This is a genomic window from Saccharopolyspora dendranthemae (genome assembly GCF_007829955.1).
GTDB lineage: Bacteria > Actinomycetota > Actinomycetes > Mycobacteriales > Pseudonocardiaceae > Saccharopolyspora > Saccharopolyspora dendranthemae.
This window is the reverse complement of sequence record NZ_VIWX01000002.1, coordinates 361,200-376,036: the sequence shown is the minus strand read 5'-3', so window position 1 is coordinate 376,036 and position 14,837 is coordinate 361,200. Positions and strand designations below refer to the sequence as shown.

At 69.9% G+C, this 14,837-nt stretch carries 15 protein-coding genes; 5 read left to right on the top strand and 10 right to left on the bottom strand.

What is annotated here, in order from left to right:
- Positions 1-71 precede the first annotated feature (71 nt).
- The 4 genes from FHU35_RS10665 to FHU35_RS10650 are packed head-to-tail and all read right to left on the bottom strand — an operon-like array spanning position 72 to position 3,549.
- Positions 72-1,421, bottom strand: coding sequence for an acetyl-CoA carboxylase biotin carboxylase subunit (locus tag FHU35_RS10665; RefSeq protein WP_145738344.1), 1,350 nt, complete (start codon positions 1,419-1,421; stop codon positions 72-74).
- A complete protein-coding gene (locus FHU35_RS10660) occupies positions 1,418-1,657 on the bottom strand; it encodes an acetyl-CoA carboxylase (RefSeq protein ID WP_186459367.1) in 240 nt (79 codons plus the stop codon). Before FHU35_RS10660 ends, FHU35_RS10665 begins: the two co-directional genes overlap by 4 nt.
- A 21-nt stretch (positions 1,658-1,678) precedes the next feature.
- On the bottom strand, positions 1,679-2,659 hold the full coding sequence (locus tag FHU35_RS10655; protein ID WP_145738343.1) for a 5-oxoprolinase subunit C family protein: 981 nt from the start codon (positions 2,657-2,659) through the stop codon (positions 1,679-1,681).
- The gene (locus FHU35_RS10650) at positions 2,656-3,549 is read right to left on the bottom strand and encodes a 5-oxoprolinase subunit B family protein (protein ID WP_186459430.1); all 894 of its coding nucleotides are present in this window, start codon (positions 3,547-3,549) and stop codon (positions 2,656-2,658) included. Before FHU35_RS10650 ends, FHU35_RS10655 begins: the two co-directional genes overlap by 4 nt.
- A 178-nt stretch (positions 3,550-3,727) precedes the next feature.
- Between FHU35_RS10650 and FHU35_RS10645 the strand changes: the two genes are divergently transcribed.
- Complete coding sequence (locus FHU35_RS10645) at positions 3,728-4,498, top strand: LamB/YcsF family protein (RefSeq protein ID WP_145738341.1); 771 nt, start codon at positions 3,728-3,730, stop codon at positions 4,496-4,498.
- A 1-nt stretch (position 4,499) separates the two neighbouring features.
- Here FHU35_RS10645 and FHU35_RS10640 read toward each other — a convergent pair whose 3' ends face one another.
- Both FHU35_RS10640 and gad read right to left on the bottom strand, forming a co-directional pair.
- Positions 4,500-5,432, bottom strand: coding sequence for a nitrilase-related carbon-nitrogen hydrolase (locus tag FHU35_RS10640; RefSeq protein WP_145738340.1), 933 nt, complete (start codon positions 5,430-5,432; stop codon positions 4,500-4,502).
- A 19-nt stretch (positions 5,433-5,451) separates the two neighbouring features.
- Entirely contained in the window at positions 5,452-6,657 is a 1,206-nt protein-coding gene (gad, locus tag FHU35_RS10635; protein WP_145738339.1) for a glutamate decarboxylase, read from the bottom strand.
- A 341-nt stretch (positions 6,658-6,998) separates the two neighbouring features.
- On the opposite strand from gad, the gene FHU35_RS30160 reads away from it, so the two are divergent.
- Positions 6,999-7,364, top strand: a complete 366-nt coding sequence (locus FHU35_RS30160; protein ID WP_145738338.1) for a response regulator transcription factor — start codon at positions 6,999-7,001, stop codon at positions 7,362-7,364.
- Here the strand turns inward: FHU35_RS30160 and FHU35_RS10625 are convergent.
- A complete protein-coding gene (locus FHU35_RS10625) occupies positions 7,361-8,833 on the bottom strand; it encodes an APC family permease (RefSeq protein WP_145738337.1) in 1,473 nt (490 codons plus the stop codon). The two genes, FHU35_RS30160 and FHU35_RS10625, sit on opposite strands and share 4 nt — an antisense overlap.
- A 228-nt stretch (positions 8,834-9,061) precedes the next feature.
- Between FHU35_RS10625 and FHU35_RS10620 the strand changes: the two genes are divergently transcribed.
- Entirely contained in the window at positions 9,062-9,679 is a 618-nt protein-coding gene (locus FHU35_RS10620) for a class I SAM-dependent methyltransferase (RefSeq protein ID WP_145738336.1), read from the top strand.
- Positions 9,680-9,688: 9 nt separating this feature from the next.
- Here the strand turns inward: FHU35_RS10620 and FHU35_RS10615 are convergent, their stop codons facing one another.
- The 3 genes from FHU35_RS10615 to FHU35_RS10605 are packed head-to-tail and all read right to left on the bottom strand — an operon-like array spanning position 9,689 to position 13,052.
- Positions 9,689-10,885, bottom strand: coding sequence for a CaiB/BaiF CoA transferase family protein (locus FHU35_RS10615; protein ID WP_145738335.1), 1,197 nt, complete (start codon positions 10,883-10,885; stop codon positions 9,689-9,691).
- Complete coding sequence (locus tag FHU35_RS10610; protein WP_145738334.1) at positions 10,882-11,934, bottom strand: acyl-CoA dehydrogenase family protein; 1,053 nt, start codon at positions 11,932-11,934, stop codon at positions 10,882-10,884. Before FHU35_RS10610 ends, FHU35_RS10615 begins: the two co-directional genes overlap by 4 nt.
- Positions 11,934-13,052, bottom strand: coding sequence for an acyl-CoA dehydrogenase family protein (locus tag FHU35_RS10605; RefSeq protein ID WP_222429339.1), 1,119 nt, complete (start codon positions 13,050-13,052; stop codon positions 11,934-11,936). The genes FHU35_RS10610 and FHU35_RS10605 overlap by 1 nt, the downstream gene beginning before the upstream one ends.
- Before the next feature lie 133 nt (positions 13,053-13,185).
- Here FHU35_RS10605 and FHU35_RS10600 point away from each other — a divergent pair, with 133 nt between their 5' ends.
- Both FHU35_RS10600 and FHU35_RS10595 read left to right on the top strand, forming a co-directional pair.
- Positions 13,186-13,935 (top strand): IclR family transcriptional regulator, encoded by a 750-nt coding sequence (locus tag FHU35_RS10600; RefSeq protein ID WP_246110224.1) that lies wholly within the window; start codon positions 13,186-13,188, stop codon positions 13,933-13,935.
- Positions 13,936-14,015: 80 nt separating this feature from the next.
- Positions 14,016-14,816 carry a crotonase/enoyl-CoA hydratase family protein gene (locus FHU35_RS10595; RefSeq protein WP_145738333.1) on the top strand — a complete coding sequence of 267 codons (801 nt, stop codon included), beginning with the start codon at positions 14,016-14,018 and terminating at the stop codon, positions 14,814-14,816.
- The last annotated feature ends 21 nt before the right edge of the window (positions 14,817-14,837 follow it).

Here is a 14,837-nt window from a genome sequence, read left to right as displayed (position 1 = left end):
CCGGGCTCGGCGGAACGCGAAGACCGCGGCTCTCGTTGCGCACGAGAACCGCGGTCTTCGCCGGAAGTGGTTCAGCGCCCGCCGAGGTGCTGCTCCAGCCACATGGTGTGCACCGGGCCCGCCATGAGGTCCTCGGCGCTGGTGAGCTCCCGGTGCAGCCCTGCCGTGCTGGACACGCCCTCGACGTGGAACTCCGCGAGTGCCTGGCGGGCCCTCGCGTACGCCTCCTCGCGATCCGCGCCCCAGCAGATGAGCTTCGCGATGAGCGAGTCGTAGAAGGGGCTGATCCGGTCACCCTGCGAGATCCCGGTATCCACGCGGATGCCCGGTCCGCCGGGCAGGCGCAGCTCGGTGATCTCGCCGGGAGTCGGAGCGAAACCGCGCTCCGGGTCCTCCGCGTTGATGCGCAGCTCGACCGCCGCGCCCTTCAGCTCGATCGAGTCCTGGCTCATCGAGAGCTCGGCGCCGCCGGCGATGCGCAGCTGCTCCGCGACGACGTCGACGCCGGTGATCGCCTCGGTGATCGGGTGCTCGACCTGAACCCGGGCGTTCATCTCGATGAAGTAGAAGTTGCCGTCCCCGTCGACGAGGAATTCGACCGTGCCCGCACCCCGGTAGCCGACGTGCTCGGCCAGCCGCACCGCCGCCGACGTGATGGCCTGCCTGGTCGAGTCCTGCAGGTCCGGTGCCGGCGCCTCCTCGATGAGCTTCTGCCTGCGCCGCTGCACGGAGCAGTCCCGCTCGAAGAGGTGCACCACGTTGCCGTGGTCGTCGGCGAGGACCTGCACCTCCACGTGCCTGGCGTGGGCGACCGCCCGCTCCAGGTAGATCGACGGGTCGCCGAACGCCGAGCGCGCCTCCGCCTGCGCGGCGGGGAGCGCGTCCAGCAGCTCGTCGAGGTCGTGGACCGGCCGGATCCCGCGGCCTCCGCCGCCCGCGGCCGCCTTGAGCAGCAACGGGAATCCGATTTCCGCGGCCATCTTGCCCACGTCCTCGGGATCGGCGATCGGATCGGTTCCGGGGACCACCGGCACGCCGGCGGAGGCAGCGGCGCTGCGCGCGGCCGCCTTGTCGCCCATCTGCTCCAGGACCGAGGGGCGCGGGCCGATGAACACCAGACCCGCCTCCTCGATCGCCTTGGCGAACGCCCCGCTCTCGGCCAGGAAGCCGTAGCCCGGGTGCACGGCGTCCACCTCGGTGGCTCGCGCCGCCTTCAGCAGCGCGTCCGGGTCCAGGTACGACTTCTGGGCTGCGGAGCGGCCGATGTGCACCGCCTCATCAGCCATCCGGACCCACTTCGAGTGCTCGTCGGCGTCGGAGTACACCGCCACCGCTTCGACACCCGCCACGTGGCACGCCCGGATGATCCGGACCGCGATCTCACCCCGGTTGGCCACCATGACTCGCCGCAGGCCGCTCATACGTCATCGACCTCGAACATCGTCTGGCCGATGTCCACCTCGTCGCCGTCGTCGAGAAGGATCTTGCTGACACGGCAGTCTCGCTCGGCCTTGATCTCGTTGAAGGTCTTCATCACCTCGATGAGCCCGATGGTCTGACCGGGTCGCACCACGCTCCCCGGTTCGATGTACGGGTCCGCTTCGGGTGATGGGCGCCGGTAGAACACCCCGGGCATCTGCGCTTCCACTGTGGACATCGATCTCCCCCTCCGCCGCCTCTAGGCGTTCGTCACCGCCGCTCGCGCCTTCTCCAGACGTGCACGCCTTTCCGTCCGAGCCGCCACCGCTCCATCGATGTCCACCTGCTCGAACTGCACCTTGCTCCCGGTCCTTGCCTGTGCCATGCGATCCCGGTCGACCGAGATCACCGTCCCGATCGTGGCGTACCCGCCACCCGTCACCGCGTCGTTGAGCAGCACGATCGGCTCGTCGCCGCCCGGGACCTGGATCGACCCGATCGGGTAACCGAGGTCGACGACGTTGGCCTGGTCGCTGCCTGCCCCGAACGGCTGCTCCCGCTCCACGAACTCCAGCGATCCGCCGCGCAACCGGTAGCCCACCCGGTTGGCGTCCTTGGTCACCTTCCACTCCGTGTTCAGGAAGGACTCGAGCCCGCGTTCGGTCAGCCGGTACGCGCAGAGCCCGACCACGACCCGGAGCACGGTCGCCTCCGGGAACTCGGGCAGGAGTGCCGAGGGGATCTCGGTTCCGGGAGCCGGTGCGGGCCCGGCCTCGCCCAGCTGGAGCAGGTCGCCGTCGACCAGCGCGCGCCCCTCGAAACCACCGATGCCGGTGAGCATGTAGGTCGACCGCGACCCCAGGTAGAGCGGCACGTTCACGCCACCGCTGATCGCGATGTAGGGCCGGGCGCCCGCCCGCAACTGCTTCACCGCCAGCACGTCACCGGACGACATCCGGAGCGTTCGCCAGGGGGCGGCCGGTTCGCCGTTGACCGTCACGACGGTGTCGGCGCCGGTCACGGCGACGCTGCGGGAGTCGGTGAACTCCAGCTCGGGACCGATGTAGGTGGCCTCCAGCACCGCGGCGCCATCCGGGTTGCCGACCAGCATGTTCGCCACCGCGTAGGAGTACTGGTCCATCGCCCCCGACGGCGGCATGCCGATGGCGTACTGGCCGTCCCGGCCCGAGTCCTGCACGGTCGTGGACAGGCCGCTCGTGCACACGATCAGAGAACTCATCTGTAGAGCACCTCCAACAACCGGCCGTTGACCGCGTCCGCGTCGGCGAGCAGCTCCGCGGGCACCAGCTGCGCCTCGCGGATCCGGTAGCGGAAGCTGTCGGCCTCCACCTCGGCGCGCGTCCGGTCGTACTCGTCGCGATCGATCGACCGGTAGCGCAGGATGTCGCTCGGCCGCGGGAACGCGATGTCGTCGGCGAAGTCCGGAAGCCGCTGGGCGAGGTCGAAGACCGGCGCCGGAGCGATCCCGAACAGCTGGTACCCACCGGCTCCGCGCACCGGGTAGACCACCGAGAAGGCGCCTCCGTAGCCGAAAGCCCGCTCGGGGGTGTCGGTACGCGGACGCACGTACTTGGGAACCTGGATCTGCCGGTCGCGCGGCACCATCTGGTAGCAGAACGGAAGTCCTGGGACGAAGCCCAGCATGGTCACCAGGAACGGCGCCGCGGTGATCGAATCGATCAGCGCCGCAACGCTGCCGAAGCCGTTGATCCGGGCGGCGTACTCGAGGTCGGTGACCTCGGGGTCCTGGTGCCGGTCGCGGAACCTCATCAAGGTCTCCCGCGTCCACGGGTCGTCGAAGAGCACGGGAACATCGACGATCCGGGTGTTGACGGCGTCGTCGCTGCGCAGCTCACCGGCCGTGCGTTCCAGCCGGCGCAGCTCCTCCACGAGGTCGGCTGGGTGCAAGCGATCCGGATCCAGCCGTACCAGGTACGACGCGTTCGACGGGCAGATGTCCACGACCCCGTCGATGTTCTCCCGGCGCAGCGCGCCGGTGATGGCCATGGCCTTGAGATTGGCCTCAAGACTCATCTCTCGGTCGATTTCGACGAAGATGAATTCATCTCCGCCGAACTCGTACCGGGCCGGTGGCAGTTGAACCTCCATCACGGTCACGGCGCACCTCCGCATCCCCCGACGAGTGCGTGTCGAGAATGCGCCGCGGTACGGCTCGACGCAGCGCGTCGGTCACCAATCGACCACCTTCGAGTGAGAGGATAGGCTGATTGATCTGCGTGCGCAATCACCGGAAACTAAGGTGGGCGCCCGATCTGGAGGTAAACCCTTGCGCACTCTCGTGGACCTCAACGCCGATGCCGGGGAGAGCTTCGGGCGGTGGAAGCTCGGCGACGACGCTCGCCTCATCCCGCTCGTGACATCCGTGAACATCGCCTGCGGCTGGCACGCCGGCGATCCGGCGACCATGAACCGCTCCGTCGAACTGGCGCGCGATGGCGGGACCGCGGTCGGGGCACACCCCGGCTTTCCCGACCTCGCGGGCTTCGGAAGGCGTGCCATGACGCTGAGTCCGGACGACGCCGCGCGAATCTGCCTGTACCAGTTCGGCGCGTTGCAGGCGATCGCCGCGCGCTGCGGCGAGAGCGTCGTGCACGTCAAACCGCACGGTGCGTTCTACGGTCTGACGATCAAGGACGAGGCGGTCGCCGAAGCCATCGTGGAGGCCATCGCGACGGCGGCGCCGGGTGTTCGTGTCGTGCTGCTGGCGGGCCCGGTGTCGGAACGGCTCGCCGAACGCGGTTTCCCCGTCGTGCGAGAGGCGTTCGCGGACCTCGACTACGACGATTCCGGGCACATCATCATCGAGCCCGAACCGCTGCCGAAGGACCCGAAGGCCTGCGCGGATCAAGCGGAAGCGGTGCTGCGGGGCGAGGTGCGCTCGGTGACGGGCAAGCCCATCCCGGTCGACGCCGATTCGATCTGCCTGCACGGCGATCGGCCGAACGCGGTGGACATCGCGGAGGCGATCCGCGAGCGGTTCGCCTCCGCGGGTGTCCGTCTGGCTCCGATGGCCGAGGTGGCTGATTCCCGGAGCTGATTCAGCTCGCCGGGAGGAGCCTCTCGGATTCGGCCATCCGGGAGTCGCTCAGGTGATCACCTTCCGGGCTGAACGGCGGCACCGCCTGCGGCATGCAGTCGGCGAGCAGGAGCGTGTCCACGGCGCGCTCCTCCGGGCCGGCGCTGATCACCTCGCTGCCGTCCGGTGCCCAGATGCCCGAGTTGCCCCGGTACTCCCACTGACCGCGGTCGGACACCTCCCAGCCGCGACGGTTGGCGTAGGCCACGAAAACCCGCCACACAGCGGCCATCGCCGGGATGATGTGCTCGGTCGCATCGGGGTAGGCGACCAGCGTGGGATGCCCGTTCTGGAGCGTGAAATGACGGTCCGCGGCGGTGGGACCGACGATCAGCCGAGCACCTCGCCGCACCAGGCTCTGGTACAGCGGCGGGAACTCGCACTCGTAGCAGTTGAGCAGCCCGACCGGGAACTCGTTGACCTGGACGACCGGCGGGAGGTCGTGGCCCGGGGTGAAGTTCACCCGTTCGGCCTCGCCGTAGAGGTGCGTCTTGCGGTAGTTGGCCACGAGCTCGCCGTCCGCGACCAGGGCCACCGAGTCGTGCAGCGCACCGTTGGCACCCCTTTCGACGTAGGGCACGGCGACCGCGATCTCGTGCTGCGCGGACAGCTTGCGCGCGGTCTCGACGGTGGTTCCGTCACTCGGTTCGGCGAGCTGCTCGCACAGCGTCCGGTCGAGCGCGTAACCGGTGTTGAAGCACTCCGGGAAGGCGCAGAGCTGACTGCCGTAGCCGGCGGCGAGCGAGAGCACCTCCTCCATCCGGAGCAGGTTCTCCGCCACCGCCTCGGGTGATCCCAAGGGGTTCTCGCCCTGGAAGAGCGCGAGGCGAATCCCGGTTCCGGGCCGCGGGGGATCGCGGTCGGTCAACCGGCTGACGATTCGGACGGGACGCATGGGTGTTCTCCTTTTCCGATCAATTCGCGTGGGAAACGAAATCTTCAACAGCGGAGGCGATGTCCTCGACGTCGTCGGACGTGAGGTCGTTCCGGACGACGATGCGCATCACCTCCACGTCCTCCTGCTTCGGCGGGAGCGTGTAGACCGGCACCGCCCAGCCGAGCTCCGCCAACCGCTTCGACAGCTCCCGCAGGTCGACCGGTGGTTCAGCGGTCACCACCACCACCGGTAACTCGCTGCCGTCGCCGAGCACCCGCAGACGTCCGGTCGCCTGCAACCGGGTGGCCAGCAGCCGGGCCAGCGACCGGCATCGGGCGTGGACCTTGCGGAAACCGGCGAACCCGAGGCGCACGAAGTTGTAGTACTGGAGGACCACGGGGGCGGCCGACCGGGAGAAGGTCAGCTCGTAGTGCGCGTCGTCGCCACCGAGGTAGTTGATGCTGACCCCCAGCTCCGCACGACGCCTGCTCCGGTCGCGCCACAGCAACCAGCCCAGGCCCGGCAGCACCATGCCCGACTTGTGACCGGAGGCGTTGATCGACACCACTCGCGGAATCCGGAAGTCCCAGAGCATCTCGGAGTCGAGGAAGGGCGCGATGAACCCACCCGAGGCGGCGTCGACGTGGAGGGGGACGTCGATCCCGCGCTGCTCCTGGAGCCTGTCGAGCTCTGCGGCGATCTCGGCGATCGGCTCGTACCTGCCGTCCAGAGTGGACCCCAGGATCCCGACGACCCCGATGGTCCGCTCGTCGCAGAGGCGCTCGACCGCGGGACCGTTGAGCGCCGGACCTTCGCCGGTCGCCGGTGCGACTCTCGCCTCCACCCCCCAGTGACGGCAGAACTTCTTCCAGCAGGCGTGCGCACCTGCCCCCATGACCAGGTTCGGCCGCGTCCACTCCCTTCCGCTGCGCTCCTGCCAGCTCCGCAGCAAGGACGCACCGGCGAGCATCGCCGCCTCGCTGGAACCGGTGGTGGCACTTCCCACGACCCGGCTGTCATCGCCGTGCCACAACGTGCCGATGATGCCGACGCAATCGCGAAGCAGCGCATCGATCGCCGGGTACTGCTCTCGGTCGACGAGGTTGTAGTTCAGGTAGGTGCGGTAGAGCCTGTGGGCCTCCGGTTCGATCGATGTGGTCAGGAAGGTCGCGAGGTTGCGCTCCGGCCGGCCTTCACCGCTCAACCGCTCCGTCACGGTTGCGAGCGCCTCGTCCGCGTCCATCCCGAAAAGAGTTATCCCGCCCCGAAGTTGCGTCGAGCAACCCGATGATTCCTCGATCGCCTCCGGCAAAGCAGACATCGTCGAAAGCTCCTGTTCCTGGTGGTGTGCGAAACACGAGCAACGCTACGATCAGCCGGGAACCAGTCGCCATGAACAATTCGCCCCAGATCGTCCGCACTAGTTCCAGGTCCGCTCGGACTGGTCCAGCCGGGCTATTTCTCCACTCATACGAGGGATTCGCCGACAGGGTCGTAATTCGCGCGTAATCCTGTGGCGAAATGGAAAGTAGGAAAGTCCGGGCGCACCGATGTTCCGGACGATCCGCCCGAGTGGAGGCTTTCATGGCCCGTTCCTCTGACCGGGCTCTGGACCGGGCGATCAGCGCGTTGCTGCACGAGGCCGTCGAGCACTCGCGTGCGATGCGTCAGGTTCTGAACCAGGTCGGTCAGCTCGCATCATTAAGGATCAACATGCTCGAATCGTCGGAGTCCTCCGAAAAAACGCTGACCGAAGTGCTTTCGCCGTTGACCAAGAGGGAGAAGGAGGTTCTCGAGCACCTGGCTCGCGGCTGCTCCAACAGGCAGATCGGACGCTCGCTGGGAATATCGGAACGCACGGTGAAGAACCACCTGCGCAACATCTTCACGAAACTCGGTGTGGGCGACCGCACTTCAGCGGTAGTGAAGGCGATGGGACGCATGAACTAGCACCCCCGTTCCGCGGCGCTCGTATTCCTGGTACCGCCGAACCGCTCCAGGTCGGCATCCAGGTTCGCGTACACCTCCGGGCGCGTGGCCCGGAGGTGCGCCGCGTGCGCGAGACCGGCGATCACAGCGACCGGCAGCAGCCACGGCAGAACGGTCACGTAGGGAGCGTCGGATCCGGCCAGCAGGGCGAAGTTCGCCACTGCCATCGCGGATATCGCCGTCAGTCCGAGGAATCCGAGTCCGGGCGCCACCAGCGTGGACCACCACCGGGGGTCGGCGGACCTGCGGAAGTGCACCACGATCGACAGCGCCGCCAGCGCTTGCAGCACGATGATGCACAACGTCCCGAAACCGACCATGACGGGTACCAGGGTGGTGAGCACGTCCAGATCCAGCACGGCGAACGGTGCCGCCACGACGACGGCGAACGCGACGTTGACCGACAGGGCTCGCAGCGGAACACCGCTCTCGCGCGTGCGCGCGAGCGCGACCGGGAGGACCCGCGCCCGCCCCAGAGCGAAGAGGTACCGACCGGCGACGTTGTGGAAGGCCAACTGCGCGGCGAACAAGCTCACCACGAGCAGGATCATCGCGACGCCGAGCAGGAATCCGCCCAGGTGTTCGCCGATCAGCACGAACAGCAGGTCGCCGTCGGCCAGGTGCGCCTCGGCGACCCGCTGGGCGTCGGCCACCCCGACGGCGCTGACCACCGCCCACACGGTGACGCCGTGGATCAGCCCGATCAGCACGATCGAGAGGTACGTGGCGCGCGGAACCGTGCGCCAAGGCCGCTTGGCCTCCTCGCTGAACAGCGAGGTCGCCTCGAATCCCAGGAAGGCGGTGGACGCCAGCAGCAGACCGATGGCCGGGGCTCCCCCGGTGATCGCCGCCGGGCTGAAGGCCTCGAAGCTGAACCCCGTGCGCACCAGCACCGCCGCGCTGAAGGCGATCAGGACGAGCACTTCCAGGACGAGCGCGATGCCCAGCGCGGTCGCGCTGATGCTGATCCCGGATCTGGCAAGCAGGAATGCTGAACCCATGATCACCAGCGCGCACGCGTACCAGTGCAGGTGAATTCCGGTCAGCTGCGCGAGAACCGAGGACGCGTAGAAACCCGCCGTCCCCATGGCACCGGCCACGAACACGTTGTAGCCCGTGGTGGCGAGGAAACCGGCGATCAGACCGGTCGGCCTGCCCAGACCTCGCACCACGAACGCGTAAAAACCGCCCGCGCTGACGACCTCTCGCGACATCTGGGCGTACCCGACGGCGAACAGCAGCAGGACGACCGCGACCGCGATGTAGGCCACGACCGTGCCGCCGCCGGCGCCGAGTCCGATGGCCAGGCTCGCCACGACGACGGCCGCCGTCAGCGGCGCGACGGCCGCGAGCACGAGGAACGTCACCCCTGCGGTGCCGAGCTGATCCCGGCCGAGGCCGTGCGTCGAGTCGGTGCCGGACGCGGTCACCTCGTCAGCTCCTCCCGGGTCGCGAAGTTCGGTCGCACGCCTGCGCGGCGTCGTTTCCCGACAGAGTCGACCACCCGCACGCGCCTGACAAGACTGCAAGGAGGTGGTCACCCGGTCGCCGAACGCGAGCGGCACCCGGGTTCCCGCCCGCACCGGCTCGCGCGGCCCGTGAGGAGCGGCACCACCACCGGAACCCGCCTGGGCCGCCGCGGCGCGCACAATGGAGGCATGGTCGAGCAGAGCGTGTGGATGCAGAAGGTGGCGGCTGACCCGGGGCACTCCGCCTGGTACATCGATCGGATGCGCGGCCTGGCCCGAGCGGGTGACGATCTCGCAGGGGAAGCCCGCCTGATCGACGCGATGGCCGAACGGGGTTCGCACGTGCTCGACGCCGGGTGCGGGCCCGGCCGGGTCGCCGGGGCCCTCGCGGCCGCCGGTCACGACGTGGTGGGGGTCGACGTGGACCCGGCGCTGATCGAGGCGGCGCAGGAGGACCACCCGGGGCCGCGCTGGATCGTTGAGGACCTCGCCGAGCTCGACCTGTCCGCCCACGGGATCAGCACGCCGTTCGACGTGATCGTGTGCGCCGGGAACGTGATGACCTTCCTGGCCCCCAGCACGCGGGGTGCCGTGCTGCGGCGGTTCCGCGAGCACCTCGCCCCGCACGGGCGGGTGACCGTCGGGTTCGGCACCGGGCGCGGCTACGAGCCGGACGAGTTCTTCGCCGACGCCGCGGCGGCGGGACTCGCCCAGGACCTGGTCCTGGGCACGTGGGACCTGCGCCCGCGCAGGGAGGACTCGTCCTTCCTCGTGGCCGTGCTCAGCCACGCCTCCGACGACCGGTGACCGCGCGGGTCAGTCCGGGGTCGTGAGCACCCCGGCGTCGATGAGCCGCTGGACGTCGTCGTCCGGGATGCCCGCTTCGGCGAGGACCTCACGCGAGTGCTCGCCGAGCAGCGGGGCCGGTCGCGGAGGGGGCGACGGCGTGCCGAAGTCGATCGGCCGCCGGGCCAGGCGCACCGGGCCCACTCCGGGCTGGTCCACGGTGTGGAAGAAGTCGGTCGCCGCCAGGTGTGGGTCCGCGAAGAGGTTTTCGACGTCGTTGACGGGGCCGTGCGGGATGTCGGCCCGCTCGAGCGCCTCGCTCCACTCGGCCGAGGTGCGCGCGACCATCTCCCGGGCCAGCAGCTCGTAGAGCTCGTCGATGTGACTGGTGCGAGCGCGGATGTCGTGGAAGCGCGGGTCCTCGGCGAGCTCCGGACGGCCGATGATCTCGAAGAACGCCGTCCAGTGCTTGTCCGCGTACATCATGACGGCGAGGTGACCGTCCCGGGTGGCGTACGGGCGCCGGTGCGGCGAGTCGGTCCTCGGGTAGCCGCTGGGCCCGGACGGCGGGTCGGTGAGCCAGCCGCCCTGCCGGTCGAGCAGCATGAACGACGCCATGCCCTCGAACATCGGGATCTCCACCGAACGACCGGCGCCGTCGATCTCCCGGGCGCGCAGCGCCGCGCACGTGGCCGCCGCGCCGTAGAGGCCCATCACCTTGTCGGAGGCGGCCGAGCGCCAGTACTCCGGCTCGCCACCCGCTGCCGCCTGGGCGCTCGCGATGCCGGAGGCCGCTTGGATCACGTCGTCGTAGGCGGGGCGGTCGGCGTGCGGGCCGCCCTTCGCGTAGCCGCGGAAGGCGCACAGCACCAGCGCCGGGTTGACCTCGGAGAGCTCGTCCCAGGTGAGTCCGAGCCTCGCCGCCGCCGGTGGGCGGATGTTGTGCAGCAGCACGTCCGTTCCTCGCACCAGCGCGTGCAGGACCTCGCGGGCGCGTTCGCTCTTGAGGTCTACGGCGAGGGAGCGCTTGCCGCGGTTGGCGTTGACGAAGATCGGACCGACTCCGGCGCCCGCGACATCGCCGATGCCCCGCACCTGGTCACCCACCAGCGACTCGACCTTGATGACGTCGGCGCCCCACTCGGCGAGCAGCTGCGACGCGTACGGACCCATGAAGATCGTCGAGAGGTCGAGGACCCGCACTCCGGCGAGGATCTCCCCGCTCATCGGTGGACCGCCGGGAGCGCCGGGACCCGCGAAGACTCGCCGAGCACGACCTCCCACAGCCCGGAGCCGGTCGCGGCCGCGCCCAGGAAGCGGTCCCAGTCGCGGGTCGTGCCGAACTCGCCGCGCCAGTCGAGCGCGGCGAGGGTGAACAGCTGCAGCGGGTGCTCCAACGTGGTGCCGATGGCGCCGTGGACCTGGTGGGCGTTGCGCACGACGACCGAGGTGGCGTGGCCCGCGCAGGAACGCGCGGCAGCGACCTGGGTGGCCGCCGCCGGACCGGAGAAGTCGTCGTCCGCGGCGTCGAGGACCGCCGCGTCGACGGCAGCGCGAGCCAGCGCGGCTTCGGCGGCGGCGTCGGCGACGAGGTGCTGCACGGCCTGGAACTTCCCGATCGGGCGTCCGAACTGCGTGCGCACCCCGGCGTGCTCGACGCACAGCTCCACCGCCCGGTCCAGCGCTCCGGCGATCTGGACGGCACGAGCCAGGGCACCGCGCAGCAGCAGCTGATCGAGCACCGACTCGTCGAGATCGACTGCGTCCGTGGGTTCTTCGGTCAGGGTGAGGTCCGCGCGCGGCTGACCGGAACCCGTGGTGACCGGCGTGATGGTCGCGCGGACGTCCTCGGCGAACGCGAGCGTCCCGGATCGCCTCCGGAACACGACGACCACCGGGACGTGACCGAGCCAGGGCACGGCTCGCGCGACACCGCCCTCCCCCACGACCGCGACGGTGCGCGGAGCCGGCACGTCGCCGGGCCCGAGCCCGGCTCGGCGCAGCAGCCACCGCGCGAGCAGGTCGGTCTCGGCGAACGGGAGGTGCCGTGCGGCTGCGGCGCTCTCGTTCAGCAGCACCGACGCTTCCCGCCATCCGGCACCGGATCCGCAGTGGTCCTCGGGCGTGGTCAGCGCCGTGAAGCCGAGTTCGCCGAGCCGGCCCCACAGCTCGGCGTCGAAGCCCACACCCCCGGCCGCCTGGTCGAGCCGGTCGTCGAGGTCACCTGCGAGGAGCCCGCGCAGCACGTCGCGGAGCTCGTGGTCGACGGAGGTCATCAGCGCATCCCCAATCCGCGCGCGATCACGCCGCGCAGGATCTCGTTCGTCCCGCCGCGGAGCGTGAATCCCGGTCGCTGCTGCACGGCTCGGCGGGTGAGCGCGGCGACGTCTCCGGTGGCGCCCGCCGGTGCCTCGAGATCCGCGATGTCGGCGATGTCGCCTTCGAGGGTCGTGCCCAGCACCTTCACCAGCGCCGCGGGCACGTCGGCCCGTTCCCCGCGCTGGAGCGCGGCGGCGATGGACAGCGACATCTGGTGCAGTCCGGCCAGCCTGCCGGTGATCCGCCCGGCCTCGGCCGCCTCCAGGCTCCCGACGAGGGACTTCGCGAGCTGGTAGGTGGACAGGAACCGCTCCGGACCCGAGCGCTCGAACGCCAGCTCGGAGGTGACCTGGTGCCAACCCGCGCCGATCTCGCCGACGACGTGCTCGTCGGGCACGTGCACCCCGTCGAGGTGCACCTCGTTGAAGTGGTGCGCTCCGTTGGCGGACAGCACCGGGCGGATCTCGACGCCCGGCGAGTCCAGCTCCACCAGCAGCTGGCTCAGGCCTCCGTGACGATCCCCGTCCTGCGGGGAGGTGCGCACGAGCGCGATGAACGCGTCCGCGACGTGGGCTCCGGAGGTCCACAGCTTGGTGCCGCGCACCCGCCAGCCACCGTCGACGCGTTCGGCCGAGGTGCGCACGCTGGCCAGGTCGGAGCCCGAATCCGGTTCGCTCATCCCGATTCCGAAGAAGACCTCCGCCGAGGCGATGCGCGGCAGGTACTCGCGCTTGAGCTGCTCGCTGCCGAACCGCAGCAGGTTCGGGGCGACCTGGCGGTCGGCGATCCAGTGGGCGGCGACCGGCGCGCCGGCGGCCAGCAGCTCCTCGGTGACCACGAAGCGCTCCAGGAACGTCCGCCCGTGCCCGCCGTAGGCGACCGGCACGGTCATGCCCAGCCAGCCGCGCTCGGCGAGCGAGCGGGTGAAGGCCGGGTCCCACCCGCTCAACCAGCTGTCCACGGTGGGTTCGAAGGCCCTCGCGTGGGCCTGCTCGGCGAGGAATTCGCGCACTTCTCGTCGCAGGGCGGTCAGTTCGTCGTCTTCGCGGGCGGGCGGCGGCATCAGGGACGGCATCGACCTCTCCTGCACGAGAGCCGGATCAGTTTGTACGCAAATGCGTAACCGCTAGGCTTGAGGGTCACGGTAGGTGGTGGCACATCCGCGGTCAACGCGCCGAACGACGGCCGCCAGGACGGGAGGACGAGAGGTGGAGGAGTCCGAGCGGCCGACCCACGTCCGGCCCCGGCACCGGATGATCGACCGCGTCGCGGGTGTCCTGGAGGCCGTGGCCCGCTCCGACGGCCTGTCGCTCACGGAGATCGCACGCGCGGTCGACGCCCCGGTGTCCTCGGTTCAGGGGCTGGTCAACGGTCTCGTGGCCACCGGCTACCTCGACGAGCGGACCCGCACCTACCGGCTGGGCGTCGCGCCCTACTTCCTCAACCTGCTCGCCGGGCGCGGCGCGGTCAACCGGATCGCGCACGACGACCTCGTCGCCTTGCACGCCGAAACCGACAGCACCACAGCTGTTCTCGGCGTGGCGGTCGGGTCCGAGGTGGTCTACATCGACCACTGCTCGACGGATCCGCGAACCGAGTACCTGGCCAAGCGCTTCCACCGGCGCTCGCTGATCCGCACCTCGACCGGCTGGGTGCTGCTGGCCGACTGGGAGCAGCGCGATCTGTGGGCCTACCTGGAAACCCTCGGCCCCGAGGACGACGAGCGCGCGCAGCAGTTCCTCGACCGCGTGGAGGAGATCCGCGCCACCGGTGTCGCACTGCTGCCGGGCGCCGCCGAGGACGCCGAGATCGACGGCATCTCGGTGCCGGTGCGCGAACGCGGCCGCGTCGTCGCCGCAGTCAGCGTCGTCGGGCCTCGCGACGTGCTCCTGCCTCGCGAAACCGCCATCGTCGAGGCCCTCCAGCGTCACTCCACCCGCTGGCACGCCCGGGACTGAGCGCCCGAACCGGCCCTATGCGATCGGCGTCCGTTCGGTACCTTCGTGGTCGTTCCGCGATGCTTGGAGGTTCGCCGCTCATGTCCGATGTGCTGTTGATCGACCGTTCCGACCACGTCGAGACCTGGACGATCAACCTTCCCGATCAGCGCAACCCGATCTCCGGTGCCGACGTGATCGAGGCGTTCGAGACGCACGCGCGGCGCGTGCAGCAGGACCTCGACGTGCGATGCGTGGTGCTCACCGGCGCGGGCAAGGCGTTCTCAGCGGGCGGCAACGTCAACGACATGCGCGAGAAGGCCGGGATGTTCAGCGGCAGCCCGTGGGAGATGCGCAACGGCTACCGCGACGGGATCCAGCGGATCCCGCTCGCCCTGTCCGAGTGCGAGGTGCCGTTCGTCGCCGCGGTCAACGGCCCCGCGGTCGGGGCCGGCTGCGACCTGGCCATGATGTGCGACCTGCGGGTGGCCTCCAGCAACGCCTGGTTCGCCGAATCCTTCGTGCAGCTCGGCATCATCCCCGGTGACGGCGGCGCGTGGTTCCTCACCCAAGCCGTCGGACCGCAGCGCGCGGCGGAGATGGCGCTCACCGGCGACCGAGTGGACGCCGCGAAGGCCTTGGAATGGGGCATGGTCGCCCACGTCGTCGAACCCGATCAGCTGCTCGACGAGGCGCGGTCGATGGCGTCCCGCGTGGCCAAGAACCCGCCGCACGCCACCCGGATGGCCAAGCGGTTGCTGAAGGAGTCGCGCACGAACGACCTGCGCCACGTCCTGGAGCTCTCCGCAACGATGCAGGCCCTCTCCCACCACACCGCCGACCACGCGGAGGCGATGAACGCGGTGCTGGACAAGCGAACCGGGAACTACGAAGGCCGCTGATCCGCTTCCCACCCCTCGATT